Annotated in this window: 22 protein-coding genes; 1 reads left to right on the top strand and 21 read right to left on the bottom strand. The window is 60.3% G+C overall.

The window, feature by feature from the left end; translation table 11 throughout:
- Positions 1 to 42: 42 nt before the first annotated feature.
- Positions 43 to 1,368, bottom strand: a complete 1,326-nt coding sequence (gene flhF / locus JUI81_RS23810; protein ID WP_019579585.1) for a flagellar biosynthesis protein FlhF — start codon at positions 1,366 to 1,368, stop codon at positions 43 to 45.
- Between the two features lie 11 nt (positions 1,369 to 1,379).
- Positions 1,380 to 3,509 carry a flagellar biosynthesis protein FlhA gene (flhA, locus tag JUI81_RS23805; RefSeq protein WP_007938653.1) on the bottom strand — a complete coding sequence of 710 codons (2,130 nt, stop codon included), beginning with the start codon at positions 3,507 to 3,509 and terminating at the stop codon, positions 1,380 to 1,382.
- A 381-nt stretch (positions 3,510 to 3,890) separates the two neighbouring features.
- Between flhA and JUI81_RS23800 the strand changes: the two genes are divergently transcribed.
- The gene (locus JUI81_RS23800) at positions 3,891 to 4,040 is read left to right on the top strand and encodes a hypothetical protein (RefSeq protein WP_019579584.1); all 150 of its coding nucleotides are present in this window, start codon (positions 3,891 to 3,893) and stop codon (positions 4,038 to 4,040) included.
- A 48-nt stretch (positions 4,041 to 4,088) separates the two neighbouring features.
- Here JUI81_RS23800 and flhB read toward each other — a convergent pair whose 3' ends face one another.
- From flhB to JUI81_RS23705, 19 genes are all read right to left on the bottom strand, one after another.
- Positions 4,089 to 5,228, bottom strand: a complete 1,140-nt coding sequence (flhB, locus tag JUI81_RS23795) for a flagellar biosynthesis protein FlhB (protein WP_019579583.1) — start codon at positions 5,226 to 5,228, stop codon at positions 4,089 to 4,091.
- A gap of 3 nt (positions 5,229 to 5,231) precedes the next feature.
- Positions 5,232 to 6,014, bottom strand: a complete 783-nt coding sequence (gene fliR, locus JUI81_RS23790; protein WP_019579582.1) for a flagellar biosynthetic protein FliR — start codon at positions 6,012 to 6,014, stop codon at positions 5,232 to 5,234.
- 3 nt (positions 6,015 to 6,017) lie between these two features.
- Positions 6,018 to 6,287, bottom strand: a complete 270-nt coding sequence (gene fliQ / locus JUI81_RS23785) for a flagellar biosynthesis protein FliQ (protein WP_007938648.1) — start codon at positions 6,285 to 6,287, stop codon at positions 6,018 to 6,020.
- Entirely contained in the window at positions 6,284 to 7,042 is a 759-nt protein-coding gene (gene fliP / locus JUI81_RS23780) for a flagellar type III secretion system pore protein FliP (protein WP_007938646.1), read from the bottom strand. Before fliP ends, fliQ begins: the two co-directional genes overlap by 4 nt.
- Positions 7,042 to 7,476, bottom strand: coding sequence for a flagellar biosynthetic protein FliO (gene fliO / locus JUI81_RS23775; protein ID WP_028939994.1), 435 nt, complete (start codon positions 7,474 to 7,476; stop codon positions 7,042 to 7,044). Before fliO ends, fliP begins: the two co-directional genes overlap by 1 nt.
- Positions 7,477 to 7,935 (bottom strand): flagellar motor switch protein FliN, encoded by a 459-nt coding sequence (fliN, locus tag JUI81_RS23770; RefSeq protein WP_019579580.1) that lies wholly within the window; start codon positions 7,933 to 7,935, stop codon positions 7,477 to 7,479.
- 57 nt (positions 7,936 to 7,992) lie between these two features.
- Positions 7,993 to 8,961: a flagellar motor switch protein FliM gene (gene fliM / locus JUI81_RS23765; RefSeq protein WP_007938639.1), complete on the bottom strand. Its 969-nt coding sequence runs from the start codon at positions 8,959 to 8,961 to the stop codon at positions 7,993 to 7,995.
- 9 nt (positions 8,962 to 8,970) lie between these two features.
- Positions 8,971 to 9,471, bottom strand: coding sequence for a flagellar basal body-associated protein FliL (fliL, locus tag JUI81_RS23760; RefSeq protein ID WP_019579579.1), 501 nt, complete (start codon positions 9,469 to 9,471; stop codon positions 8,971 to 8,973).
- Positions 9,472 to 9,679: 208 nt separating this feature from the next.
- On the bottom strand, positions 9,680 to 11,047 hold the full coding sequence (locus tag JUI81_RS23755; protein ID WP_204125182.1) for a flagellar hook-length control protein FliK: 1,368 nt from the start codon (positions 11,045 to 11,047) through the stop codon (positions 9,680 to 9,682).
- Positions 11,048 to 11,185: 138 nt separating this feature from the next.
- Positions 11,186 to 11,533 carry an Hpt domain-containing protein gene (locus JUI81_RS23750; protein WP_019579577.1) on the bottom strand — a complete coding sequence of 116 codons (348 nt, stop codon included), beginning with the start codon at positions 11,531 to 11,533 and terminating at the stop codon, positions 11,186 to 11,188.
- Between the two features lie 32 nt (positions 11,534 to 11,565).
- Entirely contained in the window at positions 11,566 to 13,269 is a 1,704-nt protein-coding gene (locus JUI81_RS23745) for a fused response regulator/phosphatase (RefSeq protein WP_204125181.1), read from the bottom strand.
- Between the two features lie 5 nt (positions 13,270 to 13,274).
- Positions 13,275 to 13,580, bottom strand: coding sequence for an STAS domain-containing protein (locus JUI81_RS23740; protein ID WP_018925047.1), 306 nt, complete (start codon positions 13,578 to 13,580; stop codon positions 13,275 to 13,277).
- A gap of 118 nt (positions 13,581 to 13,698) precedes the next feature.
- Positions 13,699 to 14,148, bottom strand: a complete 450-nt coding sequence (gene fliJ, locus JUI81_RS23735) for a flagellar export protein FliJ (RefSeq protein WP_018925046.1) — start codon at positions 14,146 to 14,148, stop codon at positions 13,699 to 13,701.
- A gap of 6 nt (positions 14,149 to 14,154) precedes the next feature.
- Positions 14,155 to 15,513, bottom strand: a complete 1,359-nt coding sequence (fliI, locus tag JUI81_RS23730) for a flagellar protein export ATPase FliI (RefSeq protein ID WP_019579574.1) — start codon at positions 15,511 to 15,513, stop codon at positions 14,155 to 14,157.
- Positions 15,503 to 16,312 carry a flagellar assembly protein FliH gene (gene fliH, locus JUI81_RS23725; protein WP_019579573.1) on the bottom strand — a complete coding sequence of 270 codons (810 nt, stop codon included), beginning with the start codon at positions 16,310 to 16,312 and terminating at the stop codon, positions 15,503 to 15,505. The genes fliI and fliH overlap by 11 nt, the downstream gene beginning before the upstream one ends.
- A gap of 7 nt (positions 16,313 to 16,319) precedes the next feature.
- On the bottom strand, positions 16,320 to 17,339 hold the full coding sequence (gene fliG, locus JUI81_RS23720; RefSeq protein WP_003184041.1) for a flagellar motor switch protein FliG: 1,020 nt from the start codon (positions 17,337 to 17,339) through the stop codon (positions 16,320 to 16,322).
- Entirely contained in the window at positions 17,332 to 19,119 is a 1,788-nt protein-coding gene (fliF, locus tag JUI81_RS23715) for a flagellar basal-body MS-ring/collar protein FliF (protein WP_204125180.1), read from the bottom strand. The genes fliG and fliF overlap by 8 nt, the downstream gene beginning before the upstream one ends.
- A gap of 15 nt (positions 19,120 to 19,134) precedes the next feature.
- Positions 19,135 to 19,464: a flagellar hook-basal body complex protein FliE gene (gene fliE, locus JUI81_RS23710; RefSeq protein WP_018925042.1), complete on the bottom strand. Its 330-nt coding sequence runs from the start codon at positions 19,462 to 19,464 to the stop codon at positions 19,135 to 19,137.
- Positions 19,465 to 19,592: 128 nt separating this feature from the next.
- Positions 19,593 to 20,978: a sigma-54 dependent transcriptional regulator gene (locus tag JUI81_RS23705; RefSeq protein WP_019579572.1), complete on the bottom strand. Its 1,386-nt coding sequence runs from the start codon at positions 20,976 to 20,978 to the stop codon at positions 19,593 to 19,595.
- Position 20,979: the final 1 nt, after the last annotated feature.

The following is a 20,979-nucleotide window of genomic DNA, read 5'->3' as shown; positions in this document are numbered from 1 at the left end:
GGCAGACCATCGATGTAGGTACAAAAAATGTTCATTAACACCTCAGCCAACCTGCTTGGTCGGGCTGTGGTAAATATCAGCGAACATGTCAGCCATGGCTTCTTCGCTGGGTTCTTCCTGCATTTGTACGCTAACGGCGCGGCTGACCAACTGATGACGACGCGGCAGATGCAAATCATCCGGAATCCGCGGACCATCGGTCAGGTAAGCCACCGGCAACTCATGACTGATCGCCAGGCTCAACACCTCGCCCAGACTTGCCGTTTCATCCAGTTTAGTCAGGATGCAGCCGGCGAGGCCGCAGCGTTTGTAACTGTGATAAGCGGCGGTTAGAACCTGTTTCTGGCTGGTGGTTGCCAGGACCAGATAATTTTTTGATTTGATGCCACGCCCGGCCAGGCTTTCGAGCTGCATCCGCAGTGCCGGGTCGCTGGCCTGAAGGCCGGCGGTATCGATCAGCACCACGCGTTTGCGCAGCAAGGGCTCCAGCGCCTGCACCAGGGATTGACCCGGGTCGACGTGGGTCACCGACACATTGAGGATCCGGCCCAGCGTCTTGAGCTGTTCCTGGGCACCGATGCGATAGCTGTCCATGCTCACCAGCGCGATGTTCTGCGCGCCGTACTTGAGCACGTAACGGGCCGCGAGCTTGGCCAGTGTGGTGGTCTTGCCCATGCCGGCGGGGCCGACCATGGCAATCACCCCGCCCTCTTCCAGCGGCTCGATTTCCGGGGTAGCGATCATCCGCGCCAGGTGCGCGAGCAACATGCGCCAGGCCTGACGCGGCTCTTCAATATCGGTAATCAGTGCCAGCAGATCGCGCGACAACGGGCCGGACAAGCCGATGCGTTGCAGGCGACGCCAGAGGTTGGCCTGCGCCGGACGGCTGCCTTGCAGCTGATTCCAGGCCAGCGAGCCAAGCTGCACTTCCATCAGTTCACGCAGGCTGTTGAGTTCGAAACGCATCGAATCGAATGCGCGCGGATCGACACCGGTCGCCGCTGCAGGCGCGGGAGCCGGGCGCCGAGGCTCGGCCAGCGTCGGTTCGATCAGCGGTTCGGCGGCGGTCAACGGCAGGCCGGCGAACAACTGGCGATTGGTGGTCTTGTCGCTCTCGCCATCGCCGCGCAGGCTCAGTTCGGCCTGGGCGGTGACGATCCGCGACTGGGTCTTGCGCAGCTCATCCTCGAGTTCCATGTTCGGAACACGCGGGGCCAGCGCCGACAATTTGTAATCCAGGGCAGCCGTCAGCTCGACACCGCCGGCGATCCGGCGATTGCCAATGATGGCGGCATCAGCGCCCAGCTCATCACGAACCAGTTTCATGGCCTGACGCATATCGGCGGCGAAAAAACGCTTAACTTGCATAAACCACTACCTCAGCCGTTGGGCCCTACTGTCGCAACGATGGTCACTTGCTTGTTGTCAGGAATTTCCTGGTAAGCCAACACGTGCAAACCCGGCACTGCCAGCCGACCGAATCGCGAGAGCATCGCGCGAACCGGACCGGCCACCAGCAGAATCACCGGCTGACCTTGCATTTCCTGACGCTGCGCCGCATCGATCAACGAACGTTGCAGTTTTTCCGCCATGCTTGGCTCCAGCAGAACGCCCTCTTCCGAGCCTTGTCCTGCCTTCTGAAGACTATTGAGCAATATTTGTTCCAACCTTGGTTCCAAGGTGATCACAGGCAGCTCCGACTCAGTGCCTACAATGCTTTGCACGATTGCACGGGATACGCCGACGCGCACCGCGGCCACCAAAGCGGCGGTATCTTGACTCTTGGCGGCGTTGTTCGCGATGGCTTCGGCGATGCTGCGGATGTCCCGCACCGGCACCTGTTCGGCCAGTAACGCCTGCAAGACTTTGAGCAGCTGCGACAGCGAAACCACCCCCGGCACCAGCTCTTCGGCCAGCTTCGGTGAGCTTTTGGCCAGCAATTGCATGAGTTGCTGGACTTCTTCGTGGCCGATCAGCTCGCTGGAGTGCTTGTACAGAATCTGGTTCAAGTGGGTCGCCACCACCGTACTGGCATCGACCACGGTGTAACCGAGGGATTGCGCCTGGGCACGCTGGCTGATTTCGATCCACACCGCTTCCAGGCCAAAAGCCGGATCTTTGGCGGTGATGCCATTGAGCGTGCCGTAGACCTGACCCGGGTTGATCGCCAGTTCGCGCTCCGGGTAAATCTCCGCTTCAGCCAGGATCACGCCCATCAGGGTCAGGCGATAGGCGCTAGGCGCCAGGTCGAGGTTGTCACGGATATGCACAGTCGGCATCAGGAAGCCCAGGTCCTGGGAGAGTTTTTTACGCACCCCCTTGATCCGCGCCAGCAACTGCCCACCCTGGTTGCGATCCACCAGCGGGATCAGGCGGTAGCCCACTTCCAGGCCAATCATGTCGATCGGCGTCACGTCATCCCAGCCAAGTTCCTTGGTTTCCTGAGCCCGGGCCGGCGACGGCAGCAACTCCTGCTGACGCTTGACCTCTTGCAGGGCCTGAACCTTGACCGCGTTCTGCTTCTTCCAGAACAGGTAAGCGCCACCAGCCGCCAGGGCTGCCATGGACAGAAAGGAGACGTGCGGCATGCCGGGCACCAGGCCCATCACCGCCATCAAGCCTGCGGCCACCGCCAAGGCTTTCGGCGAGGCGAACATCTGACGATTGATTTGCTTGCCCATGTCCTCCGAGCCGGAAGCACGGGTCACCATGATCGCGGCGGCGGTCGACAACAGCAGTGATGGCAATTGCGCCACCAAACCGTCACCGATGGTCAACAGCGCATAAACCTTGCCGGCATCACCAAAGCTCATGCCGTGCTGGAAAATACCCACCGCCATGCCGCCGATCAGGTTGATGAACAGGATCAGCAGGCCGGCGATGGCGTCACCGCGCACGAATTTGCTGGCACCGTCCATGGAACCGTAGAACTCGGCCTCCTGGGCGACTTCCATCCGGCGCAGTTTCGCCTGGTTTTGATCGATCAGGCCAGCGTTCAAGTCGGCGTCGATCGCCATCTGTTTACCGGGCATCGCGTCGAGGGTGAAACGCGCGCTCACCTCGGAAATCCGCCCGGCGCCCTTGGTCACCACAACGAAGTTGATGATCATCAAAATCGCGAAGACCACGATACCGACCACGTAGTTACCGCCGATCACCACTTCACCGAAGGCCTGGATCACCTTACCGGCGGCGGCATGGCCGTCCTGACCGTGGAGCATCACCACCCGCGTGGAGGCCACGTTCAGCGCCAGTCGCAGCAACGTCGCCACCAGCAGAATGGTCGGGAACACCGCAAAATCCAGCGGCCGCAAGGCGTACACGCAGACCAGCAACACGACGATGGACAGGGCAATGTTGAAGGTGAAAAACACGTCCAGCAGGAACGGCGGCACCGGCAACATCATCATGGCCAGCATGACCAGCAGCAACAGCGGCACGCCCAGATTGCCCCGACTTAAATCGGCAACGTTTGTGCGAGCACTGTTGATTAACTGAGAGCGATCCACCGGTTTTCCCCGTTCCTTTAAAGCAAACTTTTGACGCCTGAAGCAGGCGCAGGGCGGCTACTGCAAGAAGCCTTCCAACTTTTGCCAAGGAGGGAAATAGATAGATTTGTTGAGCCGGGCAGCAGCCGCCGAGCTGCGCGAGGCTGCGCAGCAGTCGCAAATCCTTTGCGAGGACTGCGTCCTCGAACGCAGCCTCGCAAGCTCGGCAGCTGCTACGAACAAGGTGGATCAGAGTTGGGGCATGACATCGCTCAAGTTCACTGCCCTGCCATTCGTCCAGAGACCTGCACAGCCGTAAGTTTTGATAGTAGCCAAAACGGCCTTATGGGTATTGGATGGTGATCATCAGCGTTGGTAATACCAAGCGCCGGAGCAGCGATCATGCCCAAGAAAGCGGTCAAGTCATTCAACGATGCCAAAGGCTTCGATCTGGTTGCGCCCAAGCAACAGGACGACAGGAAGAAACAGGAGAACAGTATCGCGAAAGAGCCCGGCAATGAAAAAGCCAATAAGCGGCATCAGCGCCCGTAGGCGCTGTCGAAGGCGGCGATCTTTTTGATTTCAGAACCGTAGACCCAATCAGGAATCGCGCCGCAGATCCGGCGGAATCGGCAAATCATCCTTCAACGGATCCGGACGTTTACCCTTGCCCGCGCGGTACTGGCGGATCTGATAGACGTACGCCAATACCTGAGCCACCGCCAGATACAGCCCGCCAGGAATCTCCTGATCCAGTTCCGTTGAGTAGTAGATCGAACGCGCCAGCGCGGGCGATTCGAGTAACTGCACTTGGTTGGCCACGGCAATTTCACGGATTTTCAAGGCCAGGAAGTCGCTACCCTTGGCGATCAGCATCGGCGCCCCACCCTTCTCCGGATCGTACTTGAGCGCTACGGCGTAGTGGGTCGGGTTGGTGATGACCACGTCGGCGTTGGGGATCGCGGCCATCATTCGCCGCTGCGACATCTCGCGCTGCAACTGACGAATGCGTTGCTTGACCTCCGGTCGCCCTTCCTGATCCTTGTGTTCGTCACGGATTTCCTGCTTGGTCATCAACAGCTTTTTGTGGCTTTCCCAGAGCTGCACCGGCACGTCGACCAACGCGATGATGATCAGCCCGCACGCCATCCACAACGTGCTCCAGCCCACCACTTGCAGACTGTGGATGATCGCCATGTCCAAGGGTTCATGGGCGATGCGCAGCAGATCGTCGATGTCTGACGACAACACCGCCAGCGCCACGAACAACACGATGAAGAACTTCGCCAGGGCCTTAAGCAACTCCACCAGCGCCTTGGCCGAGAACATTCGTTTCAGGCCTGCGCCGGGGTTCATGCGACTGAACTTGGGCGCCATGGAGCCGGCTGCGAACAGCCAACCCCCCAGGGAAATCGGACCAATCAGCGCGGCCAGCAGCAATGTGATCATCACCGGCTGAATCGCGATCAAGGCGATTTTTCCCGAATGCAGCAAAAAAGTGCCCATGGAGCGCTGGTCCAGAATCACTTCCCGCGACAGCGTGAAGTTCATCCGCATCAACTCCATTAAATCCTGGGCCAATGCGCCACCAAAAATCAGCAAGGCGCCGGCGCCGGCCAGCATCACCGCCAGGGTGTTAAGCTCCTTGGAACGCGCAATCTCGCCCTTCTCACGGGAGTCCTTTTTGCGTTTCTCCGTGGGGTCTTCTGTTTTGTCCTGACCGCTTTCGCTCTCAGCCATGACTCAGCGCGCCTGTGCCAGTTCGCGTAACAACTGCAAGGCTTCGGCGGCCAGTGGTTGATACTGATTGAGGATGTCCGCCAGGCCGACCCAAACGATAAACAAGCCGAGCACCAGGGTCAGCGGGAAGCCAATCGAGAAGATGTTCAACTGCGGCGCCGCCCGGGTCATCACACCAAACGCGATGTTGACCACCAGCAGCGCGGTGATCGCCGGCAACACCAGCAACAGCGCCGCACCAAGCACCCAGCCGAGCTTGCCGGCCAGCTCCCAGAAATGACTGACCATCAACCCGCCACCGACTGGCAGCGTGGTGAAGCTTTCAGTGAGGACTTCGAACACCACCAGATGGCCATTCATCGACAGGAACAACAGCGTCACCAGCATGGTGAAAAACTGTCCGATCACCGCCACCGACACGCCGTTCGTAGGGTCGACCATCGAAGCGAAGCCCATGCCCATCTGGATCGCGACAATTTGCCCCGCCACCACGAACGCCTGGAAGAACAGTTGCAAGGAAAAACCCAACACCGCGCCGATGATGATTTGCTCGGCGATCAGCAGCAGCGCGCTCAGGTCCAGCGCGTTGACCGCGGGCATGGGCGGCAGACCCGGCGCGATAACCACAGTGATCGCCAGCGCGAAGTACAAACGCACACGCTTGGGCACCAGCGTCGTGCCGAAAATCGGCATGACCATCAGCAACGAGCCGATGCGAAACAGCGGCAACATGAACGTCGCCACCCAGGTGCTGATCTGGGTATCGGTCAGTTGCAGCAGCGACATGGCTTAACCGATGACCTGAGGAATGCTGTGGTACAGCTGCAGGATGTATTCCATGAAAGTCTGCACCAGCCACGGGCCGGCAACGATCAGCGTCACCAGCATCACCAACAGACGCGGCAGGAAGCTCAGGGTCTGTTCGTTGATCTGGGTGGCAGCCTGGAACATCGCCACCAACAGCCCCACCAACAAGCTCGGGATCACCAGCACAGCGACCATCATGGTGGTCAGCCACAGCGCTTCGCGAAAGATGTCTACGGCAACTTCGGGCGTCATGGTGAAACACCGCCGAAGCTGCTGGCCAACGTGCCGATGATCAACGCCCAGCCATCCACCAGCACGAACAGCATGATTTTGAACGGCAGGGAAATGATCAGTGGCGAGAGCATCATCATACCCATCGCCATCAGCACACTGGCCACCACCAGGTCGATGATCAGGAACGGAATGAAGATCATGAAGCCAATCTGGAACGCGGTTTTCAGTTCCGAGGTCACGAACGCCGGCACCAGAATCGTCAGCGGCGCCTGATCCGGCGTAGCAATATCAGTGCGCTTGGACAGGCGCATGAACAGCTCCAGATCGCTGCTGCGAGTCTGGGCCAGCATGAAGTCCTTGATCGGCACCTGAGCCTTGGCGACTGCATCCTGAGCGGTGAGTTTCTCCGCCAGATACGGCTGCAAGGCATCCTGATTCACCCGATCGAACACCGGCGCCATGATAAACATGGTGAGGAACAGCGCCATGCCGGTAAGGATCTGGTTCGACGGTGTCTGCTGCAACCCCAGGGCCTGACGCAGGATCGAGAAAACGATGATGATCCGGGTGAAACTGGTCATCAGCATGACGAACGCCGGGATGAAACTCAGCGCCGTCATGATCAGCAGGATTTGCAGGCTGACCGAGTATTCCTGAGCGCCATTGGCATTGGTGCCCAGGGTGATCGCCGGGATCGACAACGGATCGGCGGCGAACGCCAGTGGCGCAGCCAGCATCAGGGCCAGCGTCAAGACGATGCGTAACGCACCCATTACTTCTTATCCTTCTGATCCTTGCCAAGCATCTCCAACAGACGCTGGGCAAACTCCGGAGTCGCTTTCTCGGTTGCGCTCGGCACTTGCACCGGCTCCTTGAGCACATGCAACGCGGTGATGGTGCCGGGGCTCAGGCCGAGCAGAATCTGTTCGTTGCCGACCTGCACCAGCATCAAACGGTCACGGGGGCCGAGGGCTCGGGAACCGATCAACTCGATCACTTGCCCCTTGCCGGCCGGCCCGGCCTGCTGGACCCGGCGCAGCAGCCAGGCGAGGAGGAAGATCAACCCCAGCACCAGCAACAAACCGAACACCAACTGCGTCAATTGCCCGGCCACACCACTGCTGACCGCTGTCGCAGCTGTCGTCACTGGCTCGGCCGCCAGCACGCTGGATGGCAAGGCCAATAGAACCGCAAGAACCTTGTTCACTCAGCGCAGCTTCTTGATGCGTTCGCTTGGGCTGATCACGTCGGTCAGGCGGATGCCGAACTTTTCGTTGACCACGACCACTTCGCCGTGGGCGATGAGCGTGCCGTTGACCAGCACGTCCAGCGGCTCGCCGGCCAGGCGATCGAGCTCGATCACCGAACCCTGGTTGAGTTGCAGCAGGTTGCGGATGTTGATGTCGGTGCTGCCGACTTCCATGGAAATCGACACCGGGATATCGAGGATCACATCCAGGTTCGGACCATCCAGCGTCACTGGATCGTGGTTCTTCGGCACGCTGCCGAACTCTTCCATCGGCAGACGGTTGGAGCCCGACGTACCGGCATCGGCCGCCAGCAGCGCATCAATATCGGCCTGCCCTGCGTCACCGGTTTCTTCCAGGGCCGCAGCCCATTCGTCGGCCAGTGCCTGGTCGTCCTGGGCGTTCATATCGTCGTTCATCATTTGTCCTCGGCGGGCAACAATTCAGTTAAATGCGTAGGGAGGTACGAGCGCCGGTCAGCGGCGCTCGATCGGCTCGATCACTTGCAACGCGAGGTTGCCCTTGTGCGAGCCCATCTTGACCTTGAAGGCCGGCACGCCGTTGGCGCGCATGATCATTTCTTCCGGCATCTCGACCGGGATCACGTCGCCGGGCTGCATGTGCAGGATGTCGCGAAGGCGCAGCTGGCGGCGGGCAACGGTGGCACCGATCGGTACGTCGACGTCCAGCACGTCCTGGCGCAAGGCGTTGATCCAGCGTTCGTCCTGATCGTCGAGGTCCGACTGGAAGCCGGCATCGAGCATCTCGCGCACCGGCTCGATCATCGAGTACGGCATGGTCACGTGCAGGTCGCCGCCACCGCCATCGAGTTCGATGTGGAACGTCGACACCACAATGGCTTCGCTCGGGCCGACGATGTTGGCCATGGCCGGGTTCACTTCCGAGTTGATGTACTCGAAGTTCACTTCCATGATCGCCTGCCAGGCTTCCTTCAAATCGACGAAAGCCTGCTCCAGCACCATGCGCACCACACGCAGTTCGGTGGGGGTGAATTCACGCCCTTCGATCTTCGCGTGACGGCCGTCGCCGCCGAAGAAGTTGTCCACCAGCTTGAACACCAGTTTGGCGTCGAGGATGAACAGTGCGGTGCCGCGCAGCGGTTTGATCTTGACCAGGTTGAGGCTGGTCGGCACGTACAGCGAGTGCACGTATTCGCCGAACTTCATCACCTGCACGCCACCGACGGCAACGTCCGCCGAGCGGCGCAGCATGTTGAACATGCTGATGCGGGTGTAGCGGGCGAAACGCTCGTTGATCATTTCCAGCGTCGGCATGCGTCCACGGACGATGCGATCCTGGCTGGTCAGGTCGTAGCTTTTGACACTGCCGGGTTCGGCAGCGTTATCGGTCTGTACCAGACCATCGTCGACGCCATGCAACAGCGCATCGATCTCATCCTGGGACAGCAGGTCCTGCACGGCCATGTCGTGTTCCTACTGCAGTACGAAATTAGTGAAAAGCAACTGTTCGATCACCACTTTGCCCAGCTCTTTCTGCGCCACTTCCTGGACGCTGGCCGTGGCTTTCTGACGCAACATCTCCTGGCCGACCGGGGTCGCCAGCGTGGCGAAATCCTGACCGGAAAACAGCATGACCAGGTTATTGCGGATCACCGGCATGTGGACTTTGAGCGCCTCCAGATCAGCCTGATTACGCCCCAGCATGGTGATGCTCACCTGCATGTAGCGCTGACGGCCATTCTGGGTGTAGTTGGCCACGAAGGCTGGAGCCATTGGCTCGAAGATCGCCGGCTGCTTGCCGACCACAGCGGTTTCAGCCGCGGCGGCAGGCTTGCTCTGGGCGCTGTGCATGAAGAACCAGGTCGCTCCCACGGACAAGCCGATCGCCAGCAGCAGAGCCACGACGATCACAATGATCAGCTTGATTTTGCCTTTGGTTGCGGGGTCTTTTACTACTGCTTCGCTCTTCGCCATGCCAATAATCCGTCACTATTCGGGTTTTCACAGTCGCACGGCAAGGCAAGAGCAAGTGTTATGCCAGAAGTGTCTGGGGGATTTGAGGCGCAGACTTAAAGAGATCACAAGAAAGGTAGGAGCGAGGCTTGCCCGCGAAGAACGATAACCCGGTTGGGGTTATCGTTCTTCGCGGGCAAGCCTCGCTCCTACTGGGTTTTGCGTTTGATCAGGCGTAGTAATCGACCGCGCTGGAGCCGATCACGCTGGTGGTGTTGGCGGCCACCTCAGCGACAGGCGCAGGAAGCTCTTCATCCATCGAATCGAGGCGACCGCCACTGGCATTGGTGCGCCCGCCCTGCCCCTGTTGAGCCTGTTCCTGCCCCTGGCCCTGCCAGCCACGGGACTGATCGGAAACGTTGACGTCGACCTGGCCCATGCCCTGCTGCGCGAACATGTCCCGCAGGCGATGCATTTGCCCGTCGAGCGCTTCGCGAACGCTTGGGTGAGCGCTCATGAAGGTCACTTGGGTCTGCTGATCCGGAACCATGTTCACCCGAATATCGAGGCGTCCCAGTTCGGCCGGTTGCAACTGGATATCCGCCGCCTTGAGATTGGCGCTAGACAGGTACATGACCCGGTTGACCACCTCTTCAGTCCAACCGCTCTGATGCATGGCGATCGGTTGGTTCACCGGCAATGCATTGGCAGTCTTGGGTGTTGCCGCCTGGGTCAGAGCCGCCAGACGATTGGCGAAGTCATCGACACGGGTGTCGCTGCTGGCGGACTTGAGATCCTTGAGGCCGTCATCGATCAGGCCACTGAAAGCCTTCTCGCCATCCTGGCTGGTGCTGTCCTGATCGGCCTGCACATCGAGCATGCTTGCCATGCCCGCGGCAAAAGTCTGTGCCGAGGTCAGCTCGCCGTCGACGTGAGCCTGGGTCGGCGCCGCTTTTGGCTGAGCCTGGCTGGCGGCCGAAACGTGCCCGCTCTGCTCCATGGCCATGCGCACGGCTGGCAGCGCATCGAGCGGATCGGCTTCGGGATCGAAATCAGGATCGGCCGTCGTAGCCGTCGGCGCCGCGGTTGCGGTAACGGCGTTAGCAACGGGCACTTCAATGGCTGACTGCACGGTGGCGACAACCGGTGGCGTTTCCGGCACGGAGGCTGGCAGCACCGGCTGCAACACTTGCATCAACGCCGGATCGAGGGCCGGATCAACAGGCGCGGAATCGACTACCGGCGTCGCTGCCTCAGCGGTATCGGGCGCGTCATCGCTGGCGGTCTTGTCATCGGCCTGCGCCGGTTTATCGGCGGGCAAGGATTTGCCGCTATCGGCAACCGTCGGCTCCTGGGCGGCAGACGAGTCGTTGCCCACGTCCTTTTTGCCAGTGTTGTCCGGGGCTTTGTCACGTGCGGGTTTAGCAGATCCGTCCATCGTGACCGAGGGCTTATTCTGGGCTTGATTGGCGTAGACCTGAGCGAAGCTGGACGCCTTGTCACCGGACTCAGCCATCGACGCCGGGGTATTGGCGGACGCGGCTTGAGTCTTGGCCGCTGCCGCGGCCTGAAGAAGAATATTTGGGGTAACGGGCATGGAACGGTCTCCGCTGCACTGGGATCGTAGGTACAGTTGAGTAAGTTGACTGCAAGGGTCGAGCCAGCTTTGTTCGCTGGCCGCCAAAAGCGCCGGATGGTTAAACTGTAATGCGATCCGTAGCGGCTAGTGGTTGTCTTATTCAGCCAGGGAACGTTGGCGCTCTGCCTCAAAAAGCGGTCGAACAATCGCGAATTCGCCGTCGATTTCTCCAACCAGCGCTTCAATGCCTTCGAGTTTTTTCTCTTTGGCTCGCTGCTCCAGTTCATGGCACAGCTCAGCCAGCCGAGTCGCGCCCATGTTGCTGCTGCTGCCCTTGAAACTGTGCGCCGTGGCGCCTAACCGATCGGCATCGTCAGCCTTGCGCAGCAAGCTCAATCGCTCTTCGGAATCACTGAGAAAGGTATCGAGCAATTCTGGATACCCGTCCTCCATAACTTCTTGCAACGCGCTCAGCACGTCGCGATCCAGATGTGTGTCGTCCACTTGTTCACTCCTTTGATCAAGAATGCCTGGGATCATGCCTGAGCTTCCCAGAAAAACTCCACGCGAGCACTGCGCCCATTATCGGACCAGCTCGCATGATGACTCAACTGTCGGATCAAACTGACGCCACGTCCCGACAAACGGACATCGTCGACGGGACGCTCCATCACCCGTACCACATCGAAGCCCTTGCCACTGTCTTCGACTCGAACAGTCAGGCAACCACCTTCGCCTTTTGGCGTCACCTGCAAATGTACCCGCACATAGCCGTCCTGCAATTCGTCCAGGCGCGCACTGCGCTGCTGATAATAACGCGCAAAACCCGAAGCATCGCGTTTGAGACTCGAATCCAGACCTAGCACGCCATGCTCCAGGGCATTGGAGTAAAGCTCTGCCAGCACGCTGTAGAGCGCACCACTCTGAGCGCGCAGACCAGGCACCTCAAACAGCAATTGCAACAGGTACGGCAGCGGGTTGAAGCGTTTGAGGGTGGCGGCGCGAAATTCGAAACTCACCGACCAGTCCAGCGGGCAGGACTGACCGCTGTCGGAATATACCGGTGCTGGCGGGCTCAGTTGCGCCGCATCCAACAGGCTGACCTCAACCATGCTCACGTCATCGCGAGCCTCGCCGCGAAAGTCCCGCAGGGCCTGCTCGATTTCTTCGAACAGCGCATCGGGCTGACGATTGGCTGCAAACACCTGCTCCAATCGCTCTACGCCAAATAACTGCTCATTGGCATCGCAGGTATCAATCACTCCGTCAGACAACAGGAACACCCGATCCCCGACGGCCATAGGGAACACCTCGGTGCGGTCATCGAAGGTTTGCGGGCTCAGCACACCCAACGGCAAGTGCCGTGCCGTGAGCGCTGTACGCTCGCCACTGGTGGCGTTGTGCAAATAGCCGTCCGGCATCCCGCCGTTCCAGACCTCCACCGACCCTCGCTGAAAGCTCAGGCGCAACAGGGTCGCGCAGCAGAACATGTCGACCGGCAGAATACGTTTGAGCTTGGCGTTCATCTCGCGCAGGGTTTCGGACAAACCATAACCCTTGGCGGTCATGCCATAGAAAACTTCGGCCAACGGCATGGCACCGACAGCGGCCGGCAAACCATGGCCGGTAAAATCACCGAGCAACACATGCATGTCGCCGGCCGGGGTAAACGCGGCCAGCAACAGATCACCATTGAACAGCGCATAGGGCGATTGCAGATAACGGATGTTCGGCGCATTCAGGCAACCGGAGTGGGCTACCTTGTCGAACACGGCTTTGGCCACGCGCTGTTCGTTGAGCAGGTAATCATGGTGCCTGGCGATCAGATCGCGCTGTTCCAGCACCGTGGCCTGCAAACGCCGCAAGCGGTCCATTGCCTTGATCTTGGCCGCGAGGATCACCTGGTTGTAAGGCTTCGCCAGAAAGTCGTCGCCCCCGGCCTCCAGACAACGCGCCAGGGCTTCGCTTTCGGTCAGCGACGTCAGAAAGATGATCGGCACCAGGGTTTCGCCGGCCAGCGCCTTGATCTGCTGCGCGGCCTCGAAGCCATCCATCACCGGCATCATGGCATCCATCAGCACCAGGTGCGGCCGCTGCGAGCGAAACGCCTCGACCGCCTCGGCGCCATTACTGGCTGTCAGCACTTCATGACCCTGACGACGGACGATAGTCGACAGCAGCATGCGATCGGCCGCACTGTCTTCGGCGATCAGAATCGTCAGCGGCTCGAGCGGCTGCATGACAGTCAACTGATGTCGAACAGCTTGTCGAAGTTGGAGATGGCGAGGATTTTCTTCACATCGCTACTGCTGTTGACGACACGAATATCGGAGTTGTCGCCACCGGCGTGATCGCGCAGCAAAAGCAACATGCCCAGCGCCGAACTGTCGAGATACGTGGCGTCCTTCAGATCTACGACGATGGACTCGGGTTTCTGGTTGAGTCGCTCGTAGGACTCACGAAACTCCTGATGACGACCGAAATCGAATCGCCCCTTAACCGAAATCGTCAACTTTTGCCCATCCGGGGATACTTCTGTAACGACTGACATTTCACGGCTTCCTTGTCATTGGCGAACGTACGTGTAGAAGGTTTAGCACCTGATGGGGGCTGGAGCAAGGCTGAAAAAACTGTACGGTTTGTGAAATCGCCTTCGCGGCCTACTTGATTCAATACGAATCCTGACGCGGCAACCGCTGGGACAACTCATCCAGCAGCTTCTGCTCGCGCTTGTCTTCCAGTTGCCGTGCTTCATCCATGTAGCGCTGAACCAGTTTGCGCAAGCCTTCGACCCGGGCAAATGCCTGTTGCCAGGCTTCTCGGGCCTTGTTCAGGTTGTTTTGATGCCAGTTCAAGCTCTGGCGCTGCTGGTCGATGGCCGTGCCCAATTGCGCGAGAAAACCCTGATAGCCCAGCAACCACTGGCCCGAAACGCCGCCGCTGCCGCGCACGATCCATTGCTCCTGGTAGTCGAGACGGAAGGCTTCGAGGTCGGCGAGTTTGCTTTCCGCCAAACGAACCTGGCCCTGGAAGTGCCCCAGGCGCTGGACGGCGGTTTTCTCGGCCTTTTCAGCCATGTCCACCACAGGCGCCAGGCGTGCCGCGCGACTCGAGGCCATGACCGGTTAACCGCCTGGCGCTGGCGCGAAGACCGAAGCAAGATGGTTTTCGCTGGCGCCCATGCTGATGTTGTCGTTCAAGCCCTGGCGCAGGTACAGGGACATGGCCGGTTGCAGATTGATCGCGGTGTCGGTTTCCCGGTCACCGCCGGGCACGTAGGCGCCGACACTGATCAGGTCGCGGCTCTGCTGATAGCGCGACCAGTATTGCTTGAACATCTGCGCGTGGTTCAGGTGTTTGATACCGACCACCGACGGCATGACCCGACTGATGGACGCTTCGATGTCGATGGCCGGGTAATGCCCTTCCTCGGCCAGACGCCGGGACAGCACGATGTGCCCGTCAAGCACGCCCCGCGCCGAGTCGGCGATCGGGTCCTGCTGGTCATCGCCTTCAGACAATACCGTGTAGAACGCAGTGATCGAACCGCCGCCCTTTTCGGCGTTACCGGCCCGCTCCACCAGTTTCGGCAACTTGGCAAACACCGACGGCGGATAGCCCTTGGTCGCCGGCGGTTCGCCGATGGCCAGGGCGATTTCCCGCTGGGCCTGGGCGAAACGGGTCAGGGAATCCATCAGCAACAGGACGTTCTTGCCCTTGTCGCGAAAATACTCGGCGATCCGCGTGCAGTACATGGCCGCACGCAAACGCATCAGCGGCGCATCGTCCGCCGGCGACGCCACCACGACCGAACGCTTGAGCCCTTCTTCACCGAGGATGTGCTCGATGAACTCTTTAACTTCGCGACCCCGCTCACCGATCAGCCCGACCACGATAATGTCGGCCTCGGTGAAACGGGTCATCATGCCCAACAGCACACTCTTGCCGACGCCGGTACCGGCGAACAGCCCGAGGCGCTGACCGCGACCGACCGTCAACAAACCGTTGATGCAGCGAATGCCCACGTCCAGCGGTTGGCTGATCGGGTCACGCTTGAGCGGGTTGATGGTCGGACCGTCCATCGGCACCCAGTCTTCAGCCTTCATCCCGCCCTTGCCATCCAGCGCACGACCGGCGCCATCAAGCACCCGCCCGAGCATGCTCATGCCCATCGGCAAACGACCGGCGTCAGCCAAAGGAACCACGCGCGCGCCAGGGGCGATGCCCGCGACACTGCCTACCGGCATCAGAAAAACTTTGCTGCCAGAGAAGCCCATGACCTCGGCTTCGACTTGCACCGGGTGATAGCTGTCATCGTTGATGACCATGCAGCGGCTGCCCATGGCGGCGCGCAAGCCTTCGGCTTCGAGGGTCAGGCCGACCATACGCAGCAATCGACCTTCAAGGATCGGCGCGCCAGCCAGCTCCGTGGCCTCGGCGTAGCTGCCGAGGCGCTTGGCGAAGCTGGTGCGTTCAAGGCGCATCGGGTTCTTCCAGTTCTGGCTCGACCGGGGCGACCGCAGGCTTTTCGTCGATCGGCAATTCCAGGCTCAGGTCCGGCGCAGCCGGGTGCAGCGCCTGATCGTGAAGTTGGTCGAACAGCTTGGCCATGACCTGGGTTACACGGGTTTCGACGGTCGCATCGATACGACTGTGCTCGGTCTCGACCCGGCAACCGCCTGGCAACAAGGATTCGTCCTCGACGATGCGCCAGGTTTCTTCATGGCGCTCGCGCAGGGCTTTGACCTGTTCGAAATCCTGCGGGTTGACGTACAACCGCACATTGCCCACACCCAGTGGCAAGAGCTTGAGCGCTTCACGCATGACGTGTTCGATCTGCGTCGAGTCGATGGCCAGCTCGCGCTGAATCACCTGCTTGGTGATGTGCTGCACAAGGTCGACCAGCGACTTTTCGATCTGGGTGTCCTGCTCGGCAATGGGCTCGAACAGGTTGGCCATCAACTGTTCCAGACCAGCGATCTTGGCCGTCAGGGCCACTTCGGCTTCCTGACGGACCTTGAGCGTGGTGCTATGGAAACCTTCTTTCTCGCCAACCGCGAAGCCTTCGTTGTAGGCCTCCTGGCGAATGCTCTCGAGCTCTTCAAGCGTCAGTGGCTGGACTTCTTCCAGCGGCACTTCTTCCATTTCCGGCGGTTCGGGTTCCGGTTCCGGCTCGGGTTCCGGCACAAACGGGTCGAAGCTGGGCAACGCCCAGACATCGAAACCTGCGACGTCCTTGCCACGGATCAGGTCGGTCTGGGACTCATCATGTTTGGACGACATAGTGACCTTAGATCATCTCTTCGCCGCCCTTCCCGCCGAGAACGATTTCTCCGGCTTCGGCCATACGGCGGGCAATGGTGAGGATTTCTTTCTGCGCCGTTTCCACGTCGCTGACACGCACCGGGCCTTTGGCCTCGAGGTCGTCGCGCAACAGTTCGGCCGCTCGTTTGGACATGTTCTTGAAGATCTTTTCCTTGACGCCTTCGTCCGATCCCTTGAGGGCCAGCACCAGGACGTCCGAGGACACTTCGCGCAACAGCGCCTGAATACCGCGGTCGTCGACATCGGACAGGTTGTTGAACACGAACATGAGGTCTTCGATCTGACCGGACAGGTCTTCGTCGACTTCGCGGATCGAGTCCATCAGCTGACCTTCGATCGAGCTGTCGAGGAAGTTCATGATGTCTGCCGCGCGCTTGATGCCACCCAGGGTGGTGCGCGAGGCATTCGAGTTGCCGGAGAACTGCTTCTCGAGAATCTGGTTGAGCTCTTTCAGGGCCGCCGGCTGCACGGTGTTCAGCGAAGACACCCGCAGGATGATGTCCAGCCGCACCTTATGGTCGAAGTTGCCCAGCACTTCACCGGCCTGGTCCGGATCGAGGTACGCCACCACGATCGCCTGGATCTGCGGGTGCTCGTAACGGATCACGTCGGCGACGGCGCGCGGTTCCATCCACTTCAGGCTGTCGAGGCCACTGGTGTTGCCGCCCAGCAGGATCCGGTCGATCAGGCCGTTGGCCTTGTCTTCGCCCAGGGCCTGGGTGAGCATTTTGCGCACGTAGTCGTCGGAGCCGACGCCCAGGCTGGTCTGATCGCCGACGATGTCGACGAACTCACTCATGACCTGTTCGACCTGCTCGCGGTGCACGTTACCCATCTGGGCCATGGCCACGCCCACACGCTGAACCTCTTTGGGCCCCATGTGGCGCAGCACTTGCGCGGCATCGGTAGAACCCAGGGACAGCAGCAGGATCGCGGCTTTATCAACCCGGGACAGTTTGGCGACAGCGGCTCGGTTATCACTCATCTGCGTTAATCCACTCTTTCACGACCTGGGCCACGCGACCCGGATCTTCTGCCACCAGACTCTTGATTGCGTTCAACTGTGCGTCATAGCCTTCGCTCGGACTCGGCAGCAGGATACTGGTCGGGCCACCGAGGCTGACGCGGTCGTTGGCCAGTTCGCCGTCCAGGCCGCCCATGCCGCCGAGTTCCACGTCGCTGCCAAAGGCCGCGAGTTGCTTGCCTTTGCCGCCACCGGTGATGTTGTTGAGCACCGGACGCAGCACACCGAACACCAACACCAGGATGAACAACACACCCAGCACTTGCTTGACGATGTCCCAGAACCACGGCTGGGAATAGAACGGAATATCGGCGATCACTTCACCGCGCTCGGCGGAGAACCGCATGTTGATCACGCTGACGCTGTCGCCACGGCTGGCGTCGAAACCGACCGCGTCCTGCACCAGACGAGTGAAGCGCGCCAATTCATCGGCGCTCCACGGCGCACGGGTGGTTTCGCCATTGGCCGCGTTGACCTTGACCTGATCGTCCACCACCACCGACACCGACAGGCGATTCAAGCGGCCCTGCTGTTGCTTGGTGTGGCTGATGGAACGGTCGAGTTCGAAGTTCTTGGTGGATTGTTGACGCTTGTCCGCCGGGTACGGCGCCAGCATCGGCTGACCGGTGGCCGGGTCCATGATTTGCTGACCGTTGGCATCGAGCAGTGGCTGGCCTGGCTGCACCATGCCGGCCGACGCGGTGGCGCCCCCAGTAGTTTGCGGCGCCGAGGCAGGCGACGGCGGCTGGTTGCTCAAGGCACCCGGCACACCTTGCGGGCCATTGCTGGCGGTACGTTGTTCGTTGACCGACTGCTCGCTGCGCAACGCCGGTTGATCCGGGTTGAACTGCTCGGAAGTCGATTCGACGGCACTGAAATCCACATCGGCCGAGACTTCGGCTTTATAGCGGTCGTTGCCCAGTACCGGTTGCAGAATGTTGTGCACGCGCTGAGTCAGCATGCTTTCCATGCGACGGCTGTAATCAAACTGCTTGCCGGCCATGGTCAGCTCGGAGTTTTCCGCCTGATCCGACAGCAGGTTGCCCTTCTGGTCGACGACGGTGATCTGCGATTTGCTCAGTTCAGGAACGCTGGTTGCCACCAGATTGATGATGGCGACGACCTGGCCTGGCTCCAGCGAGCGACCGGAATACAGTTCAACCAGAACAGAAGCGCTGGGCTTGCGCTCGTCACGCACGAACACCGAACTCTTCGGAATCGCCAGGTGCACGCGGGCACCCTTGACGTTGTTCAGGCTGGAAATGGTCCGCGCCAGTTCGCCTTCGAGGCCGCGACGATAACGGGTCGCCTCCATGAACTGACTGGTACCCAGCCCCTGTTCCTTGTCGAGGATCTCGAAACCGATGTTGCCGTCGCTGGGAGTGACACCAGCGGCCGCGAGCTTGAGCCGCGCACGGGACAGGTCATCGGCCTTGACCAGCAAGGCACCGGAATTCGGTTCGACGGTATAGGGAATGTCGGCGGCGGCCAGGGTTTCCATGACCTGTTTGGCGTCCATGCCGGCAAGGCTGCCGTATAGAGGCCGGTAGTCCGGCTGCTGGGACCACAACACCACGGCAAAACCAATCGCCACGCTCGCAGCCAGGCCGACCAACAGGCCCACCTGACGCAACATGGTCATCTCGGAGAGGTTTTCCAGGAAAGACAACCCGAACAGCGGCGGTTTGCCGTCTATTGGAGTGGCCTTGGCCGGAACATTATCGGCGATTGCTTCTGCCATGACTCAATCTCGTCCTTAAACCGGCATCTGCATGATGTCTTGGTAAGCCTGAACCAGCTTGTTACGCACTTGGGTCAGTGCCTGAAAAGACACGCTGGCCTTCTGTGAGGAAATCATCACGTCCGTCAGGTCGACGCCGCTTTTACCGATCTCGAAGGCACTGGCCAACTGATTGGACGCCTGCTGGGTGTCGTTCACTTTATTGACGGCCTGACCGAGCATGTCGGCAAAGCTGCTGCCACCCACTTCAGGGACTGCGGCAGTCGATTTCGGCGCAGACATGGCATCCATTTGCATGGCGCGCATATCCAGCATCAACCGGTTGAATTCAATACCTTGGCTCATGGTCTGCTCTCTTTGGCTACTCGCAATTTTTTGACACTCACTCGGCGAGTAGTGAGGTGTTAGCAACAAGGGTGCCAGCTCCGTGGCCGCTCTAAACAAAAGCTCTCCTATGCTTTTTTTGCCGACCTTTACGTGGCGAACAAATACGCTTCCACGTCCATTCCGGCGTCGCGCATCTGTGCCAGTTTGTAGCGCAAGGTGCGCGGGCTGATGCCCAGTCGCTCGGCGGCTTCCTTGCGACGACCGCGCTCGGAGCGCAAGGTGTCGATGATCATCTGGAACTCACGGCGCCGCAGGTCATCGCCGAGGGCGCCCGCCGATTCGGCTTCGACTTCCACTGCTCGTGCAGGCGCCGGCGCCAATGCTGGTAATGGCGCACACGCCACAGGCCCAGCCAGGCAGAAATCCTGCGGCTGGATCAAACCGCCCTGTTGCAGGATCAACGCACGCTGGATTGCGTTATCCAGCTCACGCACATTGCCCGGCCACGGATAGCCGATCAGGCAGGCCTGCGCCTCAGGCGAAAGCTTTGCCGCGGCATGCTTCATTTTATTGACGTGTTTGGCCAGCAGGCGCTCGGCCAGCGGCAGGATGTCGGCGGTGCGCTCGCGCAGCGGACGCCAGGCCAACGGGAACACCGACAGGCGATAGTAAAGATCTTCGCGGAAACGCCCCGCCGCCACTTCACCGGCCAGGTCACGGTTAGTGGTAGCGACCACTCGAATATCCAGCGTGATCGGCTTGCGTGCGCCGACTCGCTCGACTTCGCGCTCCTGCAATACGCGCAGTAACTTGGCCTGCAGGCCGAGGGGCATTTCAGAAATTTCATCGAGCAGGATCGTCCCGCCATCAGCCTGCTCGAACTTGCCGGCCTGCGCCGCGATGGCGCCGGTGAACGAACCCTTCTCGTGACCGAACAAAGTGGCTTCAAGCATGTTGTCCGGGATCGCTGCGCAGTTGATCGCAATGAACGGCTGACTGGCGCGATGGGAGTGCTGATGGATGTAACGCGCCAGCACTTCCTTGCCGGTCCCGGACTCACCGGAGATCAACACCGTGGAATCACTGCGCGCCACCCGCGCGGCCAATTCCAGCAATTGCGCACTGGCCGGCTCGAACGCTACAGGCCCCTCGCTCTCGGTCGCGCCGAGATTGCCCAAGGCGTGACGCGCCACCAGGTCGAGCAAGGCTTTGGGCTCGAACGGCTTGACCAGGTAATCCGCCGCGCCCTGACGCATGGCGTCGACCGCACGCTCGACCGCACCGTGAGCGGTCATCAACAACACCGGCAGTTGCGGCTGACGAGCCCGCAGCAATCCAAGCAGCTGATGACCGTCCATGCCCGGCATGTTGACGTCACTGACCACCAGGCCAAATGCCTCGGCGCCAACTGCAGCCAGCGCCTCTTCCGCCGAACCGACCGCCTTGTAATCATGCCCGGCAAGCAACAGCGTATCGGCCAGTGCTTCCCGTAGCGCGCGATCGTCCTCGACCAGTAAAACCTTGATGGTCATA

The sequence above is a fragment of the Pseudomonas sp. 008 genome (assembly GCF_016861935.1).
In the GTDB taxonomy this organism is placed as follows: domain Bacteria; phylum Pseudomonadota; class Gammaproteobacteria; order Pseudomonadales; family Pseudomonadaceae; genus Aquipseudomonas.
Note: the sequence above shows the minus strand (reverse complement) of the source record. Positions and strands in the feature narration are given on the sequence as shown.

What these genes read in the sequence shown, in the direction of transcription:
- JUI81_RS23705 (WP_019579572.1), bottom strand. Translation starts at nt 20,978, where the DNA reads ATGACCATCAAGGTTTTACTGGTCGAGGACGATCGCGCGCTACGGGAA.
- fliP (WP_007938646.1), bottom strand. Translation starts at nt 7,042, where the DNA reads ATGGGTGCGTTACGCATCGTCTTGACGCTGGCCCTGATGCTGGCTGCG.
- fliE (WP_018925042.1), bottom strand. Translation starts at nt 19,464, where the DNA reads ATGAGCCAAGGTATTGAATTCAACCGGTTGATGCTGGATATGCGCGCC.
- JUI81_RS23745 (WP_204125181.1), bottom strand. Translation starts at nt 13,269, where the DNA reads ATGCAGCCGCTCGAGCCGCTGACGATTCTGATCGCCGAAGACAGTGCG.
- JUI81_RS23800 (WP_019579584.1), top strand. Translation starts at nt 3,891, where the DNA reads ATGCCCAAGAAAGCGGTCAAGTCATTCAACGATGCCAAAGGCTTCGAT.
- JUI81_RS23740 (WP_018925047.1), bottom strand. Translation starts at nt 13,580, where the DNA reads ATGTCAGTCGTTACAGAAGTATCCCCGGATGGGCAAAAGTTGACGATT.
- flhB (WP_019579583.1), bottom strand. Translation starts at nt 5,228, where the DNA reads ATGGCTGAGAGCGAAAGCGGTCAGGACAAAACAGAAGACCCCACGGAG.
- fliI (WP_019579574.1), bottom strand. Translation starts at nt 15,513, where the DNA reads ATGCGCCTTGAACGCACCAGCTTCGCCAAGCGCCTCGGCAGCTACGCC.
- fliR (WP_019579582.1), bottom strand. Translation starts at nt 6,014, where the DNA reads ATGTCGCTGCTGCAACTGACCGATACCCAGATCAGCACCTGGGTGGCG.
- fliJ (WP_018925046.1), bottom strand. Translation starts at nt 14,148, where the DNA reads ATGGCCTCGAGTCGCGCGGCACGCCTGGCGCCTGTGGTGGACATGGCT.
- fliF (WP_204125180.1), bottom strand. Translation starts at nt 19,119, where the DNA reads ATGGCAGAAGCAATCGCCGATAATGTTCCGGCCAAGGCCACTCCAATA.
- fliG (WP_003184041.1), bottom strand. Translation starts at nt 17,339, where the DNA reads ATGAGTGATAACCGAGCCGCTGTCGCCAAACTGTCCCGGGTTGATAAA.
- fliN (WP_019579580.1), bottom strand. Translation starts at nt 7,935, where the DNA reads ATGAACGACGATATGAACGCCCAGGACGACCAGGCACTGGCCGACGAA.
- JUI81_RS23755 (WP_204125182.1), bottom strand. Translation starts at nt 11,047, where the DNA reads ATGCCCGTTACCCCAAATATTCTTCTTCAGGCCGCGGCAGCGGCCAAG.
- fliM (WP_007938639.1), bottom strand. Translation starts at nt 8,961, where the DNA reads ATGGCCGTGCAGGACCTGCTGTCCCAGGATGAGATCGATGCGCTGTTG.
- fliL (WP_019579579.1), bottom strand. Translation starts at nt 9,471, where the DNA reads ATGGCGAAGAGCGAAGCAGTAGTAAAAGACCCCGCAACCAAAGGCAAA.
- flhF (WP_019579585.1), bottom strand. Translation starts at nt 1,368, where the DNA reads ATGCAAGTTAAGCGTTTTTTCGCCGCCGATATGCGTCAGGCCATGAAA.
- fliH (WP_019579573.1), bottom strand. Translation starts at nt 16,312, where the DNA reads ATGTCGTCCAAACATGATGAGTCCCAGACCGACCTGATCCGTGGCAAG.
- fliQ (WP_007938648.1), bottom strand. Translation starts at nt 6,287, where the DNA reads ATGACGCCCGAAGTTGCCGTAGACATCTTTCGCGAAGCGCTGTGGCTG.